This window comes from Bradyrhizobium sp. JR4.1, from assembly GCF_040548605.1.
Taxonomy (GTDB): domain Bacteria; phylum Pseudomonadota; class Alphaproteobacteria; order Rhizobiales; family Xanthobacteraceae; genus Bradyrhizobium; species Bradyrhizobium canariense.
Genome location: NZ_JBEPRY010000040.1, coordinates 17,185 through 34,167, shown reverse-complemented (window position 1 = coordinate 34,167; position 16,983 = coordinate 17,185). Strand labels below are relative to the sequence as shown.

The following is a 16,983-nucleotide window of genomic DNA, read 5'->3' as shown; positions in this document are numbered from 1 at the left end:
GGTATTCCGTCATTGCGAGCGAAGCGAAGCAATCCAGGACTGCCGCCGCGGAAACATTCTGGATTGCTTCGCTTGCGCTCGCAATGACGGATGTGGCGGGAGCTAGCGCCCGTTCGTGCGCAGCAGTCTCTCGCCGTCCTCCGTCACCGCGATGACCAGCCCCATTCCGGGCAGCGTCTCGCGCGCGACATAGCCGCGGTCGGCGGCGTCTTCCCAGATGGTGAGGCGCGGACACGAGGTCTTCCAGGTCGCGATCACCTCGGCATAGGCGCGCGGCTCGCGCGCAACCCATTCGACGAAGTCCAGCACCAGCGGGTCGGCAGTCTCGCTCATTGCAAACCTCCCTTGTCGAAGGCGGCCAGCACGGGCGTGCGGACCAGCAGCCAACCGCCATAGGCGATGTAGTAGCAGGCGATGGTGGTGATCAGCTTCATCGACCAGGCCACGAATTGCTGGTCGGTCATGGCTTCGAGGATGCGCCGCGCCAGCGTGGTACCGAGCATGGATGCCGCGATCGCGACCCCGGCGAGCACGGGGTCGAGCGTCGCCGCCTGGTCGATGATGCTGCCGAAATAAATCAGCTTGGTGAAATGGCTGACGAGCTGGCACATCGCCTTGGTCGCCACCTTCTCGCGCCGGCCGAAATCGCCGCCGAGGAAGAAGGTGTCGAGCAGCGGCCCCGACACGCCGGTCATCAGCATGAGGCCCATGCAGATCGTGCCGTAGACGGTGCCCTGCCAGAGACGGTCCGGATCCGGCTTGATGTTCGACGGCAGCAGCCGCGCCATGAACGGCGTGATTCCGAGCAGCAGCAGCGCGACCGGCTTGTCCGGCACGTAGCGCGTGAGCGACCACGCCGCAAGCGCGACGGCCGCGCCGACCATATAGTTCGCGACCGGCCGCCAGCGGATATGCGCGCGCCAGAGAAAGGCGCGCCAGCCGTTCGAGGCCATCTGCGTGATCGCATGCAACACCATCGCTGTCGGCAGCGGCATCAGAGCCAGCAGCACGCCGATCAGGATCAGCCCTCCCGCCATCCCGAACAGCCCCGACAGGAACGCGGTGCCGACCATCAGCAATCCAAGGGCAGCGATCATGATGGGCGTCACGCAAAAATCTCCGATTGGCCTTCTCCCCGCTCGCGGCGCGAAGCGAAGGGAAACGTGCCCCGCTTGCCCCGTCTACGCAAACTGAGTTATCTTGGCCTGGCATCAGCTTTCCTGAGGGTCGGTCATTTGCGGCGCTTGCTTTTTCTCAACGGCATCAAGGCATTCGAAGCCGCGGCGCGGGCCGGCAGCTTTGCCGCGGCCGGCCTCGAGCTGAGCGTATCGGCGGCCGCAGTCAGCCGCATGGTGCACATCCTGGAAGAGCGGCTCGGCGTCGCGCTGTTCGAGCGCAAGGCCAACAAGCTGCTGCTCACGCAGGCCGGCCGCGCCTATCAGAGCGGGCTGACGCCGATCTTCGACGCGCTCGCAAGCCTCACCGCCCAGGTGACGGCGCCCTCGAGCGTCCGGGTGCTCACCATCGGCATCGGCCATACCTTTGCGATGCGCTGGCTGATCCCGCGCCTGTCGGAGTTTCGCAACGAAGAGCCCGACATCGAGGTGCGCTTCACCACCGGCGGCGCGTCGGTGCCGTTCGGCGAAGACTGGAGCTGCGGCATCCAGCTCGGGACCGGCGACTGGCCCGGGCTGGTCGCCGAGCCGCTGTTCGCCGGCGACCTCACACCGGTCTGCGTTCCCCGCCTCGCTTCCTCGCTGAAGCGCCCGGCTGATCTCAGGGGACCGAGCCTGATCCGCGTTACGCATTCGCCCGAGGACTGGCCGATCTGGCTCAAGGCCGCGAACCTCGCGCGCATCAACGCGCGGGGTCCGGAGTTCCAGTTCTACGGCCAGGCGCTTCAGGCTGCCGCCGACGGGCTCGGCATCGCCATGGGCATCCGGCCCTATATCGATGACGATCTCGCCGCCGGCCGGCTGGTCGCGCCATTCGATCTCTCGGTGCCCAAGGGCATGCGCTGGTATTTGCTCTATCGCAGCTTCCAGACCGAGCAGCGCGACTTTGCCGCGTTCCGCCGCTGGATCATGCGCGCGGCGTCGGAACCGGCCGCCCGTCCCATCCGGCGGACCGGCCGCACCAGCGCGCGGAACTGATCATCCACACGAACAGGTTTGCTGAAGCCGCGCGCCCGGAATGCGGTGCACCTCTCCCGCTTGCTTGCGGGGGAGGTCGGCGCGAAACGCCGGGTGAGGGTTCCCTCCACGTTGGGGAATCTCTCTGTGGAAACACCCCCGCCCCAACCCTCGCCCGCAAGCGGGAGAGGGAGCGCACCGGGTTTGCGGAACCGAATTCATTGGTCCGCAGACAAAAAAGCCCGCCGCTTGTGAACGGCTTCACATTCTGAAATCCGCAAACGTGGTCCCCTGACCCTCCAACAAGGCGCTCGAACAAAACATTTTGGGGACTGCAATGACGACCCTCTACGACGGCTTTGACATCGAATCCTTCGAAGCTGGCCAGGGGCTGTGGCACGCCCGTATCAGGCGTGCCGATTTCAGCCCGGTTGCCATCGACGGCGTGCTGTTTCCGGCCATGGAAGTCGGCTTCGCCTGGCCCGATCCCGATGCCGCGATTGCCCATGCCAAGCATCACATCGATCGCTTCCGCCGGCGGGCCGACGACAGCGACGACGAATAAGCGAGCGGGACTGCAGGCGACCAAGGAACGGCGCAGGGTCAAAGGGGGCAATCGATCATGTCAGTCATCGAATTCGAAGACACGCCGCGGCCGAGGATTTACACCCGCAATGTGTTGTCCAGCTGCCCGGAATGCGACGGCGATCTCGCCGTGCTCCGCGTGATCGGCGGCCGTGCCGGAAGCGAGTATTGGGCCATGCGCTGCACCGATTGCGGCGGCATCCATCTCGACATCCTCGAGCCGCATCAGGCAGCCGGGGACGATGAGGGACCGTCGCCGGCGGCCTAATCGCGAGATCCGGGATCTCAAGGCCTGCCGTGATCCCAAGGCCTGCTGCCAACCTGCTGTCAGCAGTCTGATCCGGGAAGGGCATTCGCCCTTTATTGCGAGGCGGACTCGCCCCATATTCGGAGCATGGCGAAGAAACCTGCATCCCCCGAAAAATCCGGCAAATCCCCCAAGGCCAAGGCTCCGAACGCGAAGGCGCCAAACTCCAAGGCGTCACGCCCGGACGTGCAGCCGATCGGGCCGGCGCTGGCCGAGTTGCTCAATCCCGCGATCAATCGCGGCGATGCCGGGCTCGGATCGGGCACCGGCCTGCAGCCGCCGCCGGACAATTCGCGCGACCGCCGCTCCGGGGGCGAGGCTGCCGCGCATCGCGCGCGCGCTTCGACGCCGAAGGAGTTTCCGCAGGACACCGCAACGGGCAGCGCGACTCGCGGCTTACCCCTCTCCCCGACCCTCCCCCACAAGGGGGGAGGGAGCAGCGAGGCCGAAGGTCTTGGCGAGGCGCCGCAGGCCAATTACGGAACCGCGGCCACGATCCCGACGCTCGATCCTGAACTGGCGCGTCAACTCGGCCTTCCCACCGAAGAGGACGATGCCGAAGCCCTGGCGCGCCCGCCGCGCAGCAAGATGGAGGCGCTCGGCGTCAAGGCGACCGCCGACGCGCTGGAATCGCTGATCCGCGAGGGCCGGCCGGAGTTCCGTAAGGACGACGGCTCCACCAGGGTGTGGACCCCGCATCGGCCGCCGCGCCCGGAAAAGTCCGAAGGCGGCGTGCGCTTCGAGATCAAGTCGCATTACGAGCCGCGCGGCGACCAGCCGACCGCGATCGCCGAGCTGGTCGAGGGCATCAATCGCAACGACCGCTCGCAGGTGCTGCTCGGCGTCACCGGCTCCGGCAAGACCTACACCATGGCCAAGGTGATCGAGGCGACACAGCGCCCCGCCATCATCCTGGCGCCGAACAAGACGCTCGCCGCCCAGCTCTATGGCGAGTTCAAGAGCTTCTTCCCCGACAACGCAGTCGAGTATTTCGTCAGCTATTACGACTACTACCAGCCGGAAGCGTATGTCCCTCGCACCGACACCTACATAGAAAAGGACTCCTCGATCAACGAGCAGATCGACCGCATGCGCCACTCGGCGACGCGCGCGCTGCTCGAACGCGACGACGTCATCATCGTTGCCTCGGTGTCGTGCATCTACGGTATCGGCTCAGTCGAAACCTACACCGCGATGACCTTTGCCCTGAAGAAGGGCGAGCGGATCGACCAGCGCCAGCTGATCGCCGACCTCGTCGCCCTGCAATACAAGCGCACCCAGGCCGATTTTACCCGCGGCACATTTCGCGTGCGCGGCGATGTCATCGACATCTTCCCGGCGCACTATGAAGACCGCGCCTGGCGCGTGAACCTGTTCGGCGACACCGTCGAGACCATCGAGGAGTTCGACCCGCTCACCGGGCACAAGCAGGACGAGCTCGAATTCATCAAGATCTACGCCAACTCCCACTATGTGACGCCGCGCCCGACGCTGGTGCAGGCGATCAAGTCGATCAAGTCCGAATTGAAGATGCGGCTCGACCAGCTCCACGACCAGGGCCGCCTGCTGGAAGCGCAGCGGCTGGAGCAGCGCACCACCTTCGACCTCGAGATGATGGAGGCGACCGGAAGCTGCGCTGGCATCGAGAACTATTCGCGCTATCTCACCGGGCGCCTGCCCGGCGAGCCGCCGCCGACGCTGTTCGAATACGTGCCCGATAACGCGCTGGTGTTCGCCGACGAGAGCCACGTCACTGTTCCCCAGATCGGCGGCATGTTCCGCGGGGACTTCCGCCGCAAGGCGACGCTCGCCGAATATGGTTTCCGGCTGCCATCCTGCATGGACAACCGCCCGCTGCGCTTCGAGGAATGGGACATGATGCGGCCGCAGACGATCGCGGTCTCGGCCACGCCCAGCGCCTGGGAGATCAACGAGAGCGGCGGCGTGTTCGTCGAGCAGGTGATCCGGCCCACCGGACTGATTGATCCTCCCGTGAACATTCGCCCGGCCCGCACCCAGGTCGACGATCTCGTCGGCGAGGTCCGCGCCACCGCGCAGGCCGGCTATCGCTCGCTGATCACGGTGCTGACGAAGCGCATGGCGGAGGACCTGACCGAATATCTGCACGAGCAGGGCATTCGCGTCCGCTACATGCACAGCGATATCGACACCATCGAACGCATCGAGATCATCCGCGATCTGCGCCTCGGCGCCTTCGACGCGCTGGTCGGCATCAATTTGCTGCGCGAGGGCCTCGACATTCCCGAATGCGCGCTGGTCGCGATCCTCGATGCCGACAAGGAAGGATTTTTGCGCAGCGAGACCTCGCTGATCCAGACCATCGGCCGCGCCGCGCGCAACGTCGACGGCAAGGTGATCCTCTATGCCGACCAGATGACGGGATCGATGGAGCGCGCCATCGCCGAAACCGACCGGCGCCGCGAGAAGCAGGTCGAGTACAACACCGCGCATGGCATCACGCCGGAGAGCATCAAGAAGTCGATCGGCGACATCATGAACAGCGTCTACGAGCGCGATCATGTGCTGGTCGAGATCGGCGGCCATGACATGACCGACGACGTCATCTCGATCGGCCACAATTTCGAGGCCGTACTCGGCGATCTCGAAACAAGGATGCGCGAAGCCGCCGCCGATCTGAACTTCGAGGAAGCCGCCCGGCTGCGCGACGAGGTCAAGCGCCTGCGCGCTACCGAACTCGCGGTGGTCGACGATCCCACCGTCAAGCAGCGCACGGTGCAGGGTAAAGCCGGCGCCTATGCGGGCGCGAAGAAATACGGCGACGCCGCTAACCTGCCGGTCAGCGCGCTGAAGAACAAGAGCGCTGCCACGGCGCTCAAGGCGAGCGGCAGCAAGGGCTCGCGAATCCACAAGCCGCATCTCGACGAGATGCACGGCCCGGAGTCGTTGCCGTATCGGGGCGACCGCGCGCTGCCCTCAAAACCGTTCGGCGGCGAAAGCCGCATCATCCAGCCGACGGATTCGCGGCAGTCAGGCCCGGAGTTTGGGCCATCGCCGCGGTCGAGCGGAGGGGCGCCGGGGCACAGGGGTGGGTGGAAGAAGAGGTAGGGGGCGCAGAGCGCCGGCGCCGCCCATGGTTATTAATGGCGGCGTCCGAGAATGATGAGAACGCGCACTCACCCCACGCTCGTCGCCAGCAGCGACAGCAGCAGCACTGAGGCCACCAGTTGCATCGACGTCGCGGGCTTGGCGCGCCAGCGGGCGATCTTGTCGGAGAAGGACAGGCTGGCGTCGAAGAGCAGCGGTTCGTAGGCGTTCTTTGCAAATCTCGGGAATGTCGATCCCGCCCAGATGGCGAGACAGCTGTAGAAGATCGACGCCATCGCGATGGTGAGGACGTGACTGCCACCGCGGTCATGTCCCAGGAGCTTCACCATCAGCGACGCCGCGGCGAAGATCGGGAAGCCCTGAAGGATCGTGGTGAGCGCAAAGCCTTCGAGCCAGTTGAGCGGGCCGGATTTCGACGCGGTGACCAAGGGCATGATGCGATCACCCCACGCTCGCCGTGACCACCGCCATCACCGACAGCAGCAGCACGATGGTCACGAGTTGCAGCGAGGCGACCGGCTGGGTGCGCCATGCCGTGATCTTGTCGGTGAGTGACAGATGGGCCTCGAAGAACTTGGGTTCGTACACGGTCTTGAAGAAGACCGGGAAGCTTGGCCCGAAGGTCACCGCAAGCAGCGCATGGGCGAGTGAGGCGATGGCGACGAAGATGGCGACGCCGGGATCGCCGACCAGGTCGTGATTGCCGACCAGCTTGAGCAGGAAAGCCGCGGCGGCGAAGGTCGGGAAGCTCTGCAGCGTCGCAGTCAGCGCGAGACCTTCGAGCGCGTTGTGCAGGCTGGACTTTCTGACTGTGGCGATGGCGGCCATGGCGCGTCTCCCTGATGACATGGGGAGGACGATAGCCACAGGGGAAGGCGCGCGATGTGAGCTGGCTCACGCCCGGCCGAGAGCCCGGGACGTGAGGCAGCCGGGACCGGCTCAAAGCTGGCGAAAGAAAACGAGATAGATGGCGAGGCCGATCGTCGAGAATGACAGCAGGACGCCGACCCAATTGTATTTGACGCCCGCAGAACGGGAAGCCTTCCCCAGAAAAGCGACGACGAAATACAGGAACAGGATTGCGAGGACTAAACCCCACAAGGACTTCCCGACGTCCATCGTTCCCTCGCCTGGTTCAATCCCAGCGTTCGCGAATGGAATTTACCATCGAAGCATGCCGGATAGAAGACGGCGGGAGCACAGTTTTCCGTGCCGTTACAGCTTGCCCTGGCCGTTGACCTGGCTCTGCTGTTGTCGCTGCCTCTCCTGCTCTTGCTGCTCCTTGGCATGGTGGCGGCCGTAGAGGCAGCCGGCGGCGGCGCCGAGGACGCCGTGATGGCCGGCGTAGTGGCCGGCGACGCCGCCGACGACGGCGCCCTTGATGCAGCCCTTGGCGTTGGCGGCGGAGGTCGCGCCAAGCATGAGAAGTGCGGCGGCGATGGCGGCAAGGGATTTCATGGATCGATGTCTCCGAATGCGGTGTCGCAATCTCAACGGGCACGGACCCGTCCCGGTTCCCGCGTTCGCTGCCGCGCGTTGGGCAGCGCGAGCCCATGCAGCCGAAGGCCACGCGAATTCGTGCAGGCGCGCGGTAACTCAACCGCCAGTTGCAGTCATGAACCTGGCATTGCGTTTGCGCGTCAAATCGTCTGCAACATCCCCTGTGGTTTTGCGGATTGCCGGTGTCCGAAGCCGCGCGTTAGCTTTGCGCAAACTCCACACGGCCAATGAGGACGGGCGGAATGACGGTCGAGAAGCTCAATCGCCAGCGCGTGCTGCACCTGCTCGACGCCATCGGGCGCAGCGATCTCGAGGCCGCGCTGTCGTGCTGCACCGACGACGTCGATTTTCTCACCCACGCGCCGATCGACGTGCTGCCGCACATGGGCCCCTGCCACGGCAAGAAGGAGCTCGGCGAATTCTGGCGCACCGTGCAGGAGCGATACGCCGAAATCCGCTACGAGGTGCCGCAGATCGTCGCCGAAGGCGACACGGTCGCGGCCTATCTGCGCGTGTTCTTCAGGAAGCGCAGCCACGACCGCATCATTCAGGTCGACATGGCCATATTCTACACTTTCCGCAACGGCCAGGTGGCGCAGATCCGCGAGATCATCGATTCCTACGACCTGGTGCAGCAGGTGCTGGAACGTGAGATCGGCCCGCTGATCGTGGGCGAGCGGGTGGACGGGGGCTAGCTCTCTCCAAACCGGCCCGGACCGGGAAAATACGGGCTCCTATTGTAAATCTCACACGCCGGGATCAATTGTGCATTGCGAAAACGTGAATTGCGTTTTGGCCGAATTGGCGTATTTTGTTCGTATACAAATGAGTTGAGCGACCCCGCGGCACCATTTCTGTGCGCTGGGGTTGATTTTTGTTTTTGCAAGCCAGCTTCAGGACTGCCCAAAATGACAGAGCACAGCCTCTGGCGTTTCTCGCGCGCATTGCACCGCGCGATCAACGACCGGCATTTCGAGGACATCGAGGCCCTGATCGACGAGGACGTCGAGTGGGCGCTCTACGGCCCGATCGACATGTTTCCGTTCCTCGGCGCGCGCCAGGGCAAGGATGCCGTGCTCGATGTCATCCACCAACTCGCCGACAATTTCCAGGTCCGCCGCTTCGACCGCGAGAGCATCATGCTCGGCGTCGATTCCGCCGCCTCGATGCTGCGCTATTCGCTGACCGCGCTGGATTCCAACAAGCCGATCAGCTTGCGGGTGGCGCAGTTCGCCCAGTTCAGGGCAGGCAAACTCACCAGCATGCGCGTGCTGATCGACACGTTCGATCTGGTCGAGCAGGCACTCGGCCGCGCCATTCATCTGCCGAAGATGACCGGCGTCGGCTGAACGGAACACCAACGGGCCCCGCACTTCGGGACCGATGGCTGATGCTCCCCGCGACGCGTCCTGGCCTCCAGCCCCGCCGGATGCAATGGTGGAGAAGCTCGTCATCGGGCGCGCGCCTTTCGCGCGGCCCGTTGGTTCGCGCTTGATGGAGCCGCCACAATTTCGCGACGATGGTTCCGCATCCTCGGCGAGAACTGGGCTGACGGGCAGGACGATGGAATTCTCGACAGGGTTTGGCTTGACCAGGCTGCCGATGCTGGCGGCCGCTTTCATCTTGGGATCGGTGCTGACGGTGTCGGCGCAGATCATTCCGCCCTTCTCCCCCGGCCCGGCCGCAGCGCCCGACGACGAGGCCGAGACGGCGGAGGCCCCTGATGTCAACGATCCCGACGTGCTCCGCGGCATCGACGTCGACAAGCTCGACTGGGGCCAGCTCGCGATCGACGCCGGGACGCTCAACGACATCATCGCCGCCAAGAAACGCGCGCAGGCCGCCGCCAAGGACGGGCTGAACTGGGCGTCGAACGCCAACGCCAACGGCACCTCGGCGGTGACCGTGAAGCAGTCGGTATCCTCATTCTGGGACGCCCGCATCGGCGCCGACATGACGGTGACGAGCGAGCCGCGGACGATGTCCGAGCTGCTGGCACAGAAGGCCACCAATGGCGGCAACGTGCCTCAATCGTCCGGCAGCGCCTGGGCGGCCGCGACCGCGCCGGGCGCAGGCGCGATCTGGGACAAGACCGCGGTGGAGGCCCGCGTCGATCCCGGCGCCGAACAGAGCAAACTCGGGGCGGCGCTGATCAAATCGGTGCCGCTATCGGGCGACACGTCGCTGACGCTCCAGAACGGCTACAGCGTCAACCAGCAGGGCACCACGGCGCTCCCCGGAGTCGGCGGTCACATCACGCGGAATTACGAGACCGAGCAGTCGGCCAAGGTCACTCTCACCGACACCGGCACCAGCATCACCGCGGGCCAGTCGCTGTCGACCACCGACGACAAATGGCTGCGCAAGGTCGGCGCCGAGCAAAAGCTGTTCGACAACGTCACCGTCTCCGGCTCGGTCGGCGAAACCTCGCAAGGGGCGATCAACAAGAGCCTGACGGCGGGGTTCAAGAAGAGCTGGTAGTTGGGCGCTAATCTTTCTCCTCATCCTGAGGGGCGCGCTCTTGCGCGCGTCTCGAAGGATCGAGGCCCCCGCTGCTACAGTTGGGCCTGCATGGTTCGAGACGCGCTTCGCGCTCCTCACCATGAGGAGCTACAAAGTTCGCCGGTGCGGCCGCATTCAGACTTCCGTAACCATACGCCACGGCAAAGCCCCCGAATGGACCGCCCTTGCCGCACCTCGGCCAAGTTGCGGCCAAAATCCGACGCCCTAGTCCTGACTGACGTCGTCGTGCGGGGGACACTCGCGCTGCGCTCAACGCGAACAGGGGAACAACGATGAACGCCATGCGTCCGGAAAAGACCGAAGCCACCGAGACCGAGACCATCGACACCAACCTCGCCGCAGTGACGGAAGTCGAAGCCGGCATCCGTGACTTCGTCCGCAACGACATCGCCTATCTGCGCCGTCCGGCAGCGACCGCCACGGACGCGCCGCCGCTCGACCCGAGCGCGGAGGCCACCGTCACCAACGTCAACTCGCTGATCCAGCGCGTCGCCGGCACCTCGCTCGCCGAGATCGAGAATCTGATCTCCGAGCTTGAGAGCCTGCGCGACCTGCTCCACGCCGAAGGCCAGCGCGTCCAGCGCGAGATCTCCGGCTACGCCCAGCTCAGCCAGGCCGCGATGAAGTCGACCCGCATGATCGCCGACAACGTCTCGCAGTGGAAGCGCGCCGCCGACGGCCTGCGCAACAGCTGATCGCTGACATCACGCATCACCGGCCGCCGCGTTCCGAAAGGGGCGCGGCGGTTTTGATTCTGGGGGGCACCCTCAATGTAACGTCATCATCCGCGAAGGCGGATGATCCAGTATTCCAGAGGCGGTGATGTGCTACCGAGACGCCGCGGCGTACTGGATGCCCCCGCTTTCGCGGGGCATGACAGCGGAGGGTTTTGAACGCCCCACCGCCACCCGACGACTAACGCCAAGCGCTCCTGCCATCGCGGCGGGCCCGGGGACATGTCATGGAAAGCATTCGGCCCGACACCACCGACCCGATACCGCTGCGGCCCGCGCCGAACCAGTTCGGCACGATCATGCTGCGTTTTGTCGGATTGCTGGCGGTTGCGATCGCGATATTGGCGTTCGTCTATAGCCGCTGAGGGCGGAGGCCGCGTTGCGGCCCCGCAGAGTTAACGAAGTCTTACCGGGCGGCTTCCACGGTCGAAGCTTCCAGGGTGTAGGCACCATCGGCATAGCCCTTCACCACCATGCCGGCGACCAGCATCACGGCCAGCGTGGCGGTAGCAAAGATGAATCCGACCAGCTTGAGTGCGCCGCGGTCTGCCATGGTCCTCGTCCCCTGTACTCTGCCCAGTTCGTTCAAATAGACAGCGACAGGTTCATAATTGGTTAGCAACTCGATGGTTCCGCACACTGCTTCGCGGGAAAACCATGTTGCGCAGGCTTATGGCAGCCCCCCGGAATCGCGTCCATAGCGCGGAAGCAACACTCGCACGCTGTTTTCGCCGTTCATCCTGGAACGAATCTAACCGCCGTTCGCACGCATCGGCACGAAGGCCGTTGCGGTGATGGCGTAGACGTCCTCGCCTCGCTGGTTGGTGCCGGTGGTGCGCGCGGTCAGGATGCCCCAGCCGGGTCGCGAGGCGGAGCTGCGTTTGTCGATGACGACGTTGACGTAGGTGACGATGTCGCCGGCGAGCACCGGCCTGATCCAGCGCAGGTCGCGAAAGCCCGGCGACGGGCCCCACACCGCGACCTCCTCGCCGCGCGAAGCGGCTTCCCGCGCCAGACGCTGGCCGTCGGCGACAAGCAGGCTCATGCAGGCCGAGCCGACATGCCAGCCCGAGGCCGCGAGCCCGCCAAACAGCGAGTTCTTGCCCTCCTCCTCGTCGAGGTGAAAACGCTGCGGATCGAACTTTGCGGCGAATGCCTTGATCGACTCCGCCGTGAACGTATAGGCGCCGATCTCGCGGCGATGCCCAATCTCGATCTCCTCGAAAAACGGCATCAGACCGCCCCCTCGCGCCGCTTGATCAGGATCGGCGACGTCATCTCGCACAGCGCATCACCCCTGGCGTTACGCACGGTGCATTTGAACTTGACGATGCCGAGCTCCGGGCGGCTCTTCGAGATGCGGGCCTCCACGACGTCGACATCGAGCATGAGGTCGTCGCCAGGCCTCAAGGGCGACAACCACCGCACTTCGTCGACGCCGGGAGATCCCAGCGAAGCGGCGCGGGTAATGAAACCGTCGGCCATCATCCGCATCATCAGCGAACAGAGATGCCAGCCCGAGCCGGACAGGCCCCGCAGCATGCTCTTGCTGGCGGCCTCCTCGTCGAGGTGCATCGGCTGCGGATCGAACTCGGCGGCAAAGGCCACGATCTCGTCGCGCGTGACATGGCGCGGGCCGAATGTTCCGAACCGGCCGGGCGGGAAATCTTCGAAGGTCAGGGTCATCTTGGGAAAGGTTTGAGGAAATGACAGATTGTGGCCGCACTTTGCGGCAATCTCAACCCGCCGGCCCGCATGGCTCGTGCTACATTCGGCGCGCCGGCGTCGGTCTTGAGTCGGATCGATCAGGGGCCACGATCCATTTGCAAGGCCCGACAACACCCGAATTGCCCTGGGGAGAGCAATGTTTTCATTCAGCGATCTGTTTCAATGGGACCGCTTTATCACGCCGACGATCATCAAGACCTTCTACTGGCTGGTGATCGCGCTGATCTGCCTGTTCGGCCTCTCCGGCATCTTCTCCGGCCTCGCGATGATGGCGATCAGCCCGTTCGGCGGCTTCCTGATGCTGCTGTCGTCGATCGCGAGCGTTGTCGTCGGGATCGTGTTCTCGCGCATCATCGCGGAGCTGATCCTGATCATCTTCCGCATCAACGAGCACCTCGGCGCGATCAGGGATCAGGGCGGCGGGGTGCGGTGAGGCAAGCGCAGGTGCCGTAGGGTGGGTTAGCCGAAGGCATAACCCACCAACTTCGTTCCGCAAACGAGGAAGCATGGTGGGGTACGCTGCGCTAACGCACCCTACGAACCTATCCAGATCTTACGTATTGAACCTGAAATGCATCACGTCGCCGTCGGCGACGACGTATTCCTTGCCTTCGAGGCGGAGCTTGCCGGCATCGCGGGCGCCGGCTTCGCCGCCGAGCGCGACGTAGTCTTCATACGCAATGGTCTCGGCGCGGATAAACCCCTTCTCGAAGTCGGTGTGGATCACACCGGCCGCGCCCGGCGCCTTGGTGCCGCGATAGATGGTCCAGGCGCGCGCTTCCTTCGGGCCCACCGTGAAATAGGTGATGAGGTCGAGCAGCGTGTAGCCGGCGCGGATCAGGCGATCGAGGCCGGCCTCTTCGAGACCCAGCGTCTCCAGGAAGTCGGCGCGTTCGTCACGTGAGATGGTGGCGATCTCGGATTCGATTTTTGCCGAGATGACGACGGCGATGGCGCCTTCCTTGGCGGCTTGGTCCTGCACCGCCTTCGAGAACGAATTGCCTGATGCGGCCGAGCCTTCCTCGACGTTGCAGACGTAGAGCACGGGCTTGGACGACAGCAGGCCCAGCATGCCGAAGGCGCGCTCCTCCTCGGCCTTGCGCTCGACGAGACGCGCGGGCTTGCCCTCGCGCAGCAGCACCAGGGTGCGATTGACGAGGTCGAGCTGCTCCTTGGCGTCTTTGTCGTTGCCCTTGGCCTTCTTGGCCAAATTGTCGACGCGCTTTTCGAGGCTGTCGAGATCGGCGAGCATCAGTTCGGTCTCGATGGTCTCGATGTCGGCGAGCGGGGCGATCTTGCCCTCGACATGGGTGATGTCGGAATCCTCGAAGCAGCGCACGACATGCGCGATGGCGTCGACCTCGCGGATGTTGGCGAGGAACTGGTTGCCGAGGCCTTCACCCTTGGACGCGCCGCGCACGAGGCCGGCGATGTCCACGAAGGTCAGCCGGGTCGGGATGATCTGGCCCGACTTGGCGATCGCTGCGAGCTTATCGAGCCGCGGATCCGGCACAGCGACCTCGCCGACATTCGGCTCGATCGTGCAGAACGGATAGTTCGCCGCCTGCGCCGCGGCCGTCTCGGTCAGCGCGTTGAACAAGGTCGATTTGCCGACATTGGGCAATCCGACGATCCCGCATTTAAATCCCACGAGCGTTAATCCTTGCCGTTGTCGTCCTTGGTCAAAAATCCCTTCGCCTGCATGGCGAGGTGCACCCTGTTGGCGAAAGTCGCGTCCGTGCCCTTGGCAACCAGTGCCGCGTGCTCGGCCACCGCGTCGCAGAGCGTCGCCACCCAGTCGTTGTCCGCTTTGGCGAAGTCCGACAGCACGTGGCCGTGCACCAATTCCTTCACGCCGGGATGACCGATGCCGAGCCGCACCCGGCGGTAGTCGTTGCCGATATGGGCGGAGATCGAGCGCAGGCCATTGTGGCCGGCGATGCCGCCGCCGATCTTCACCCGCACCTTGCCCGGCGGCAGTTCGAGTTCGTCATGGAATACGGTGACGTCGCCCGGCGCGATCTTGAAGAAGCTTGCCGCTTCTTGAACGCTGCGGCCGGACTCGTTCATGTAGGTCATCGGCTTGAGCAGGATCACGCGCTCGGTGCCGAGCGTGCCTTCCGAGGTCTCGCCCTGAAACCTGCGGCGCCAGGGTGCGAACCCATGACGCCGCGCGATCTCGTCGACGGCCATGAAGCCGACATTGTGCCGGTTACGTGCGAATTTCGGGCCGGGATTGCCGAGCCCAACAAACAGTCGCATGACGCGGCGCGCCCCTCGCTCGGCGCGCGGTCAGGGACCGCGCGCCAGCTTTGAGAGATTACTTCTTCTTGTCGCCGCCGGCGGGGGCCTTGGCAGCCGGGGCCTTGGCAGCCGCTGCCGGAGCAGCAGCACCCGCAGCCGGAGCAGCACCAGCCGCCGGAGCAGCAGCACCCGCAGCCGGAGCAGCAGCCGCAGCCTTCTGCTCTTCGGCGTAGCCGGACGGCGGCACGATGGTGACGAGGGTCGCGTCCTCGGAGGTCAGCGCCTTCACGCCGGCCGGCAGCTTGATGTCGGAGAGATGCAGCGAGTGGCCGATCTCGAGCGAACCGACGTCGGCCTCGATGAACTGCGGGATGTTCTCCACGCCGCACTCGAGCTCGATCGCGTGCGCAACGATGTTCACGGCGCCGCCGCGCTTCACGCCGGGCGAACCTTCAGCCTTCACCACGTGCAAGGGAACGCTGATGCGGATGGTGGCGCCTTCGCCGAGCCGCATGAAGTCGACGTGGATCGGGAAGTCCTTGACCGGATCGAGGTGGTAGTCGCGCGGAATCACGCGGTGCTTGTTGCCTTCGAGGTCGATGTCGACCAGCGTGGTCAGGAACCGGCCGGCGAGGATGCGCGAGCGCAGTTCGCGATCGTCAACCGAGATGGTCAGCGGGGGCTGGTTGTTGCCATAGATCACTCCGGGCACTCTCCCGGCGCGACGCTCAGCCCGGGCGGCCCCCTTGCCGCTCTTCGGACGTGCGGTCGCCTTCAATTCCTTGACGGTCGCCATAACGTTAAGTCCTTGTTTTTGCAAAAGTTAATGGGCCGCAACGCGGCCCATGGCATACGCCGCAGCAAGCCTCCAGGGGTGCGGGGGCTGCGGACGTGGCGGGCTTTTACCCGGAAGACGCGGAAATGACAAGGAGAATGGGCTGGTGGGCGGAACCGGATCGCCCGGATGGAGCCGGCGGAGTTAGCCGCCGAGCTTGGCCTCCAGCGCCGCGATGCGCGCCTTCAGAGCCTCGTTCTCCTCACGCGCCAGGCGCGCCATGTCCTTGACCGCCTCAAACTCCTCGCGCTTGACGAGGTCCATGTCGCGCAGGAATTTTTCGGCCTGGGTGCGCATCACCGTGTCGAACTCGCGCTTGACGCCCTGCGCGGCACCGGCGGCATCGTTCATCAGGCGGCCGATCTCGTCGAAAAACCGGTTGTTGGTCTGGGTCATGTCGGTCTCCTGGCGGCTTTCGATGAACTCTGCGCGAACGCGCGGGGAGACAATGGCAATCCGATTGGGCCGGTTCAAGGGCCGATCGGCGGTATCCTTGTCATGCCCCGGTTTCCTTGCAATCGTATTCAACGTCCCTGCATAAGAAGAATCACAAAAGGCGCTCGAGATGATCGACCAGCAGATCGCGATCCCCACCAAGGACGGTCACACCGCAACCTTCATCAGCCATCCCGAACGCGGCGGGCCGTTTCCGGTCGTCCTGTTCTACATGGACGCGCCGGCGATCCGCGAGGAGCTGCGCGACATGGCACGCCGGCTCGCGACATCGGGTTATTACGTGATGCTGCCGAACCTCTATTACCGTTCCGGCGTGATGGAGCTCGGCGCGCTGCCGGCCGATCCGAACGCTCCGGAACGCAAGCGCATGTTTGCGCTGATGGGATCGCTCACGATCCCCATGATCATGGACGACACGCGGGCGCTGCTCACCTATGCCGAGGGCCAGGCGGCCGCGAACACCAAACTGATCGGCACTGTCGGTTACTGCATGAGCGGCCGCTACGCGATCAACGCCGCCACGCATTTTCCCGATCGCGTCAAAGCCGCTGCCTCGGTCTACGGCACGCAACTCGCAACCGACCAGGACGACAGCCCGCATCTCGCGGCCGCCAAGACCAAGGCCGAACTCTACTTCGCCTGCGCCGAGACCGACATCTACGCACCGGCCGAGATCATCGAGCAGGTGAAGCAGGGCATGAGCGGCGCCAAAGCCGAAGTCGAGATCTATCCCGACACCCATCACGGCTTCGCCTTCCCCAAGCGTCCGGTCTATCACCGCGACGCCGCCGAGCGGCATTGGGAGCGTCTGCTGGCGCTCTATCGCCGCAATCTCGTCTAGACATAGAAGGC

General features: G+C 64.8%; 24 protein-coding genes. 11 read left to right on the top strand and 13 right to left on the bottom strand.

Annotated features, from left to right (window positions below; translation table 11 throughout):
* Nucleotides 1-102 precede the first annotated feature (102 nt).
* Nucleotides 103-333, bottom strand: coding sequence for a hypothetical protein (locus ABIB90_RS38845; RefSeq protein WP_018453537.1), 231 nt, complete (start codon nt 331-333; stop codon nt 103-105).
* A complete protein-coding gene (locus tag ABIB90_RS38840; protein WP_007596772.1) occupies nt 330-1,109 on the bottom strand; it encodes a sulfite exporter TauE/SafE family protein in 780 nt (259 codons plus the stop codon). Before ABIB90_RS38840 ends, ABIB90_RS38845 begins: the two co-directional genes overlap by 4 nt.
* A gap of 126 nt (nt 1,110-1,235) precedes the next feature.
* Between ABIB90_RS38840 and ABIB90_RS38835 the strand changes: the two genes are divergently transcribed.
* From ABIB90_RS38835 to uvrB, 4 genes are all read left to right on the top strand, one after another.
* Nucleotides 1,236-2,153, top strand: a complete 918-nt coding sequence (locus ABIB90_RS38835) for a LysR substrate-binding domain-containing protein (RefSeq protein ID WP_354169269.1) — start codon at nt 1,236-1,238, stop codon at nt 2,151-2,153.
* Nucleotides 2,154-2,469: 316 nt separating this feature from the next.
* Nucleotides 2,470-2,697 carry a hypothetical protein gene (locus tag ABIB90_RS38830; protein WP_007596778.1) on the top strand — a complete coding sequence of 76 codons (228 nt, stop codon included), beginning with the start codon at nt 2,470-2,472 and terminating at the stop codon, nt 2,695-2,697.
* A gap of 57 nt (nt 2,698-2,754) precedes the next feature.
* Nucleotides 2,755-2,985 carry a hypothetical protein gene (locus ABIB90_RS38825; protein WP_007596779.1) on the top strand — a complete coding sequence of 77 codons (231 nt, stop codon included), beginning with the start codon at nt 2,755-2,757 and terminating at the stop codon, nt 2,983-2,985.
* Between the two features lie 126 nt (nt 2,986-3,111).
* Nucleotides 3,112-6,111 carry an excinuclease ABC subunit UvrB gene (gene uvrB, locus ABIB90_RS38820; RefSeq protein ID WP_354202672.1) on the top strand — a complete coding sequence of 1,000 codons (3,000 nt, stop codon included), beginning with the start codon at nt 3,112-3,114 and terminating at the stop codon, nt 6,109-6,111.
* 68 nt (nt 6,112-6,179) lie between these two features.
* Here uvrB and ABIB90_RS38815 read toward each other — a convergent pair whose 3' ends face one another.
* The 4 genes from ABIB90_RS38815 to ABIB90_RS38800 all read right to left on the bottom strand — a co-directional run bounded on the left by ABIB90_RS38815 (nt 6,180) and on the right by ABIB90_RS38800 (nt 7,569).
* Nucleotides 6,180-6,545, bottom strand: a complete 366-nt coding sequence (locus tag ABIB90_RS38815; protein WP_354202671.1) for a hypothetical protein — start codon at nt 6,543-6,545, stop codon at nt 6,180-6,182.
* 7 nt (nt 6,546-6,552) lie between these two features.
* A complete protein-coding gene (locus tag ABIB90_RS38810; RefSeq protein ID WP_354202669.1) occupies nt 6,553-6,939 on the bottom strand; it encodes a hypothetical protein in 387 nt (128 codons plus the stop codon).
* A gap of 111 nt (nt 6,940-7,050) precedes the next feature.
* A complete protein-coding gene (locus ABIB90_RS38805) occupies nt 7,051-7,230 on the bottom strand; it encodes a hypothetical protein (RefSeq protein WP_354172468.1) in 180 nt (59 codons plus the stop codon).
* Between the two features lie 96 nt (nt 7,231-7,326).
* A complete protein-coding gene (locus ABIB90_RS38800) occupies nt 7,327-7,569 on the bottom strand; it encodes a hypothetical protein (RefSeq protein ID WP_007596784.1) in 243 nt (80 codons plus the stop codon).
* A 284-nt stretch (nt 7,570-7,853) separates the two neighbouring features.
* Here ABIB90_RS38800 and ABIB90_RS38795 point away from each other — a divergent pair, with 284 nt between their 5' ends.
* The 5 genes from ABIB90_RS38795 to ABIB90_RS38775 all read left to right on the top strand — a co-directional run bounded on the left by ABIB90_RS38795 (nt 7,854) and on the right by ABIB90_RS38775 (nt 11,233).
* Nucleotides 7,854-8,306: a nuclear transport factor 2 family protein gene (locus ABIB90_RS38795; protein ID WP_007596785.1), complete on the top strand. Its 453-nt coding sequence runs from the start codon at nt 7,854-7,856 to the stop codon at nt 8,304-8,306.
* A 213-nt stretch (nt 8,307-8,519) separates the two neighbouring features.
* Nucleotides 8,520-8,960, top strand: coding sequence for a nuclear transport factor 2 family protein (locus tag ABIB90_RS38790; RefSeq protein WP_354172465.1), 441 nt, complete (start codon nt 8,520-8,522; stop codon nt 8,958-8,960).
* 214 nt (nt 8,961-9,174) lie between these two features.
* Nucleotides 9,175-10,092, top strand: coding sequence for a hypothetical protein (locus ABIB90_RS38785; protein ID WP_354202668.1), 918 nt, complete (start codon nt 9,175-9,177; stop codon nt 10,090-10,092).
* A gap of 314 nt (nt 10,093-10,406) precedes the next feature.
* A complete protein-coding gene (locus ABIB90_RS38780) occupies nt 10,407-10,829 on the top strand; it encodes a hypothetical protein (protein WP_354202667.1) in 423 nt (140 codons plus the stop codon).
* Nucleotides 10,830-11,095: 266 nt separating this feature from the next.
* Nucleotides 11,096-11,233, top strand: a complete 138-nt coding sequence (locus ABIB90_RS38775) for a hypothetical protein (RefSeq protein WP_007614812.1) — start codon at nt 11,096-11,098, stop codon at nt 11,231-11,233.
* Between the two features lie 41 nt (nt 11,234-11,274).
* Here the strand turns inward: ABIB90_RS38775 and ABIB90_RS38770 are convergent, their stop codons facing one another.
* The 3 genes from ABIB90_RS38770 to ABIB90_RS38760 all read right to left on the bottom strand — a co-directional run bounded on the left by ABIB90_RS38770 (nt 11,275) and on the right by ABIB90_RS38760 (nt 12,554).
* On the bottom strand, nt 11,275-11,421 hold the full coding sequence (locus tag ABIB90_RS38770) for a hypothetical protein (protein ID WP_007596790.1): 147 nt from the start codon (nt 11,419-11,421) through the stop codon (nt 11,275-11,277).
* A 198-nt stretch (nt 11,422-11,619) separates the two neighbouring features.
* Complete coding sequence (locus tag ABIB90_RS38765) at nt 11,620-12,102, bottom strand: MaoC family dehydratase (protein ID WP_007596799.1); 483 nt, start codon at nt 12,100-12,102, stop codon at nt 11,620-11,622.
* The gene (locus ABIB90_RS38760; protein ID WP_007596801.1) at nt 12,102-12,554 is read right to left on the bottom strand and encodes a MaoC family dehydratase; all 453 of its coding nucleotides are present in this window, start codon (nt 12,552-12,554) and stop codon (nt 12,102-12,104) included. Before ABIB90_RS38760 ends, ABIB90_RS38765 begins: the two co-directional genes overlap by 1 nt.
* Nucleotides 12,555-12,732: 178 nt before the next feature.
* Here ABIB90_RS38760 and ABIB90_RS38755 point away from each other — a divergent pair, with 178 nt between their 5' ends.
* Nucleotides 12,733-13,029, top strand: coding sequence for a DUF4282 domain-containing protein (locus ABIB90_RS38755; protein ID WP_007596805.1), 297 nt, complete (start codon nt 12,733-12,735; stop codon nt 13,027-13,029).
* Nucleotides 13,030-13,149: 120 nt separating this feature from the next.
* Here the strand turns inward: ABIB90_RS38755 and ychF are convergent, their stop codons facing one another.
* From ychF to ABIB90_RS38735, 4 genes are all read right to left on the bottom strand, one after another.
* Nucleotides 13,150-14,247, bottom strand: coding sequence for a redox-regulated ATPase YchF (gene ychF, locus ABIB90_RS38750; RefSeq protein ID WP_007596807.1), 1,098 nt, complete (start codon nt 14,245-14,247; stop codon nt 13,150-13,152).
* A gap of 5 nt (nt 14,248-14,252) precedes the next feature.
* Nucleotides 14,253-14,858: an aminoacyl-tRNA hydrolase gene (gene pth, locus ABIB90_RS38745; RefSeq protein ID WP_007596809.1), complete on the bottom strand. Its 606-nt coding sequence runs from the start codon at nt 14,856-14,858 to the stop codon at nt 14,253-14,255.
* A gap of 58 nt (nt 14,859-14,916) precedes the next feature.
* On the bottom strand, nt 14,917-15,636 hold the full coding sequence (locus tag ABIB90_RS38740; protein ID WP_007596810.1) for a 50S ribosomal protein L25/general stress protein Ctc: 720 nt from the start codon (nt 15,634-15,636) through the stop codon (nt 14,917-14,919).
* Between the two features lie 183 nt (nt 15,637-15,819).
* Nucleotides 15,820-16,071, bottom strand: coding sequence for an accessory factor UbiK family protein (locus ABIB90_RS38735; protein WP_007596812.1), 252 nt, complete (start codon nt 16,069-16,071; stop codon nt 15,820-15,822).
* Nucleotides 16,072-16,240: 169 nt separating this feature from the next.
* Between ABIB90_RS38735 and ABIB90_RS38730 the strand changes: the two genes are divergently transcribed.
* A complete protein-coding gene (locus tag ABIB90_RS38730) occupies nt 16,241-16,972 on the top strand; it encodes a dienelactone hydrolase family protein (protein ID WP_007596814.1) in 732 nt (243 codons plus the stop codon).
* Nucleotides 16,973-16,983 lie beyond the last annotated feature (11 nt).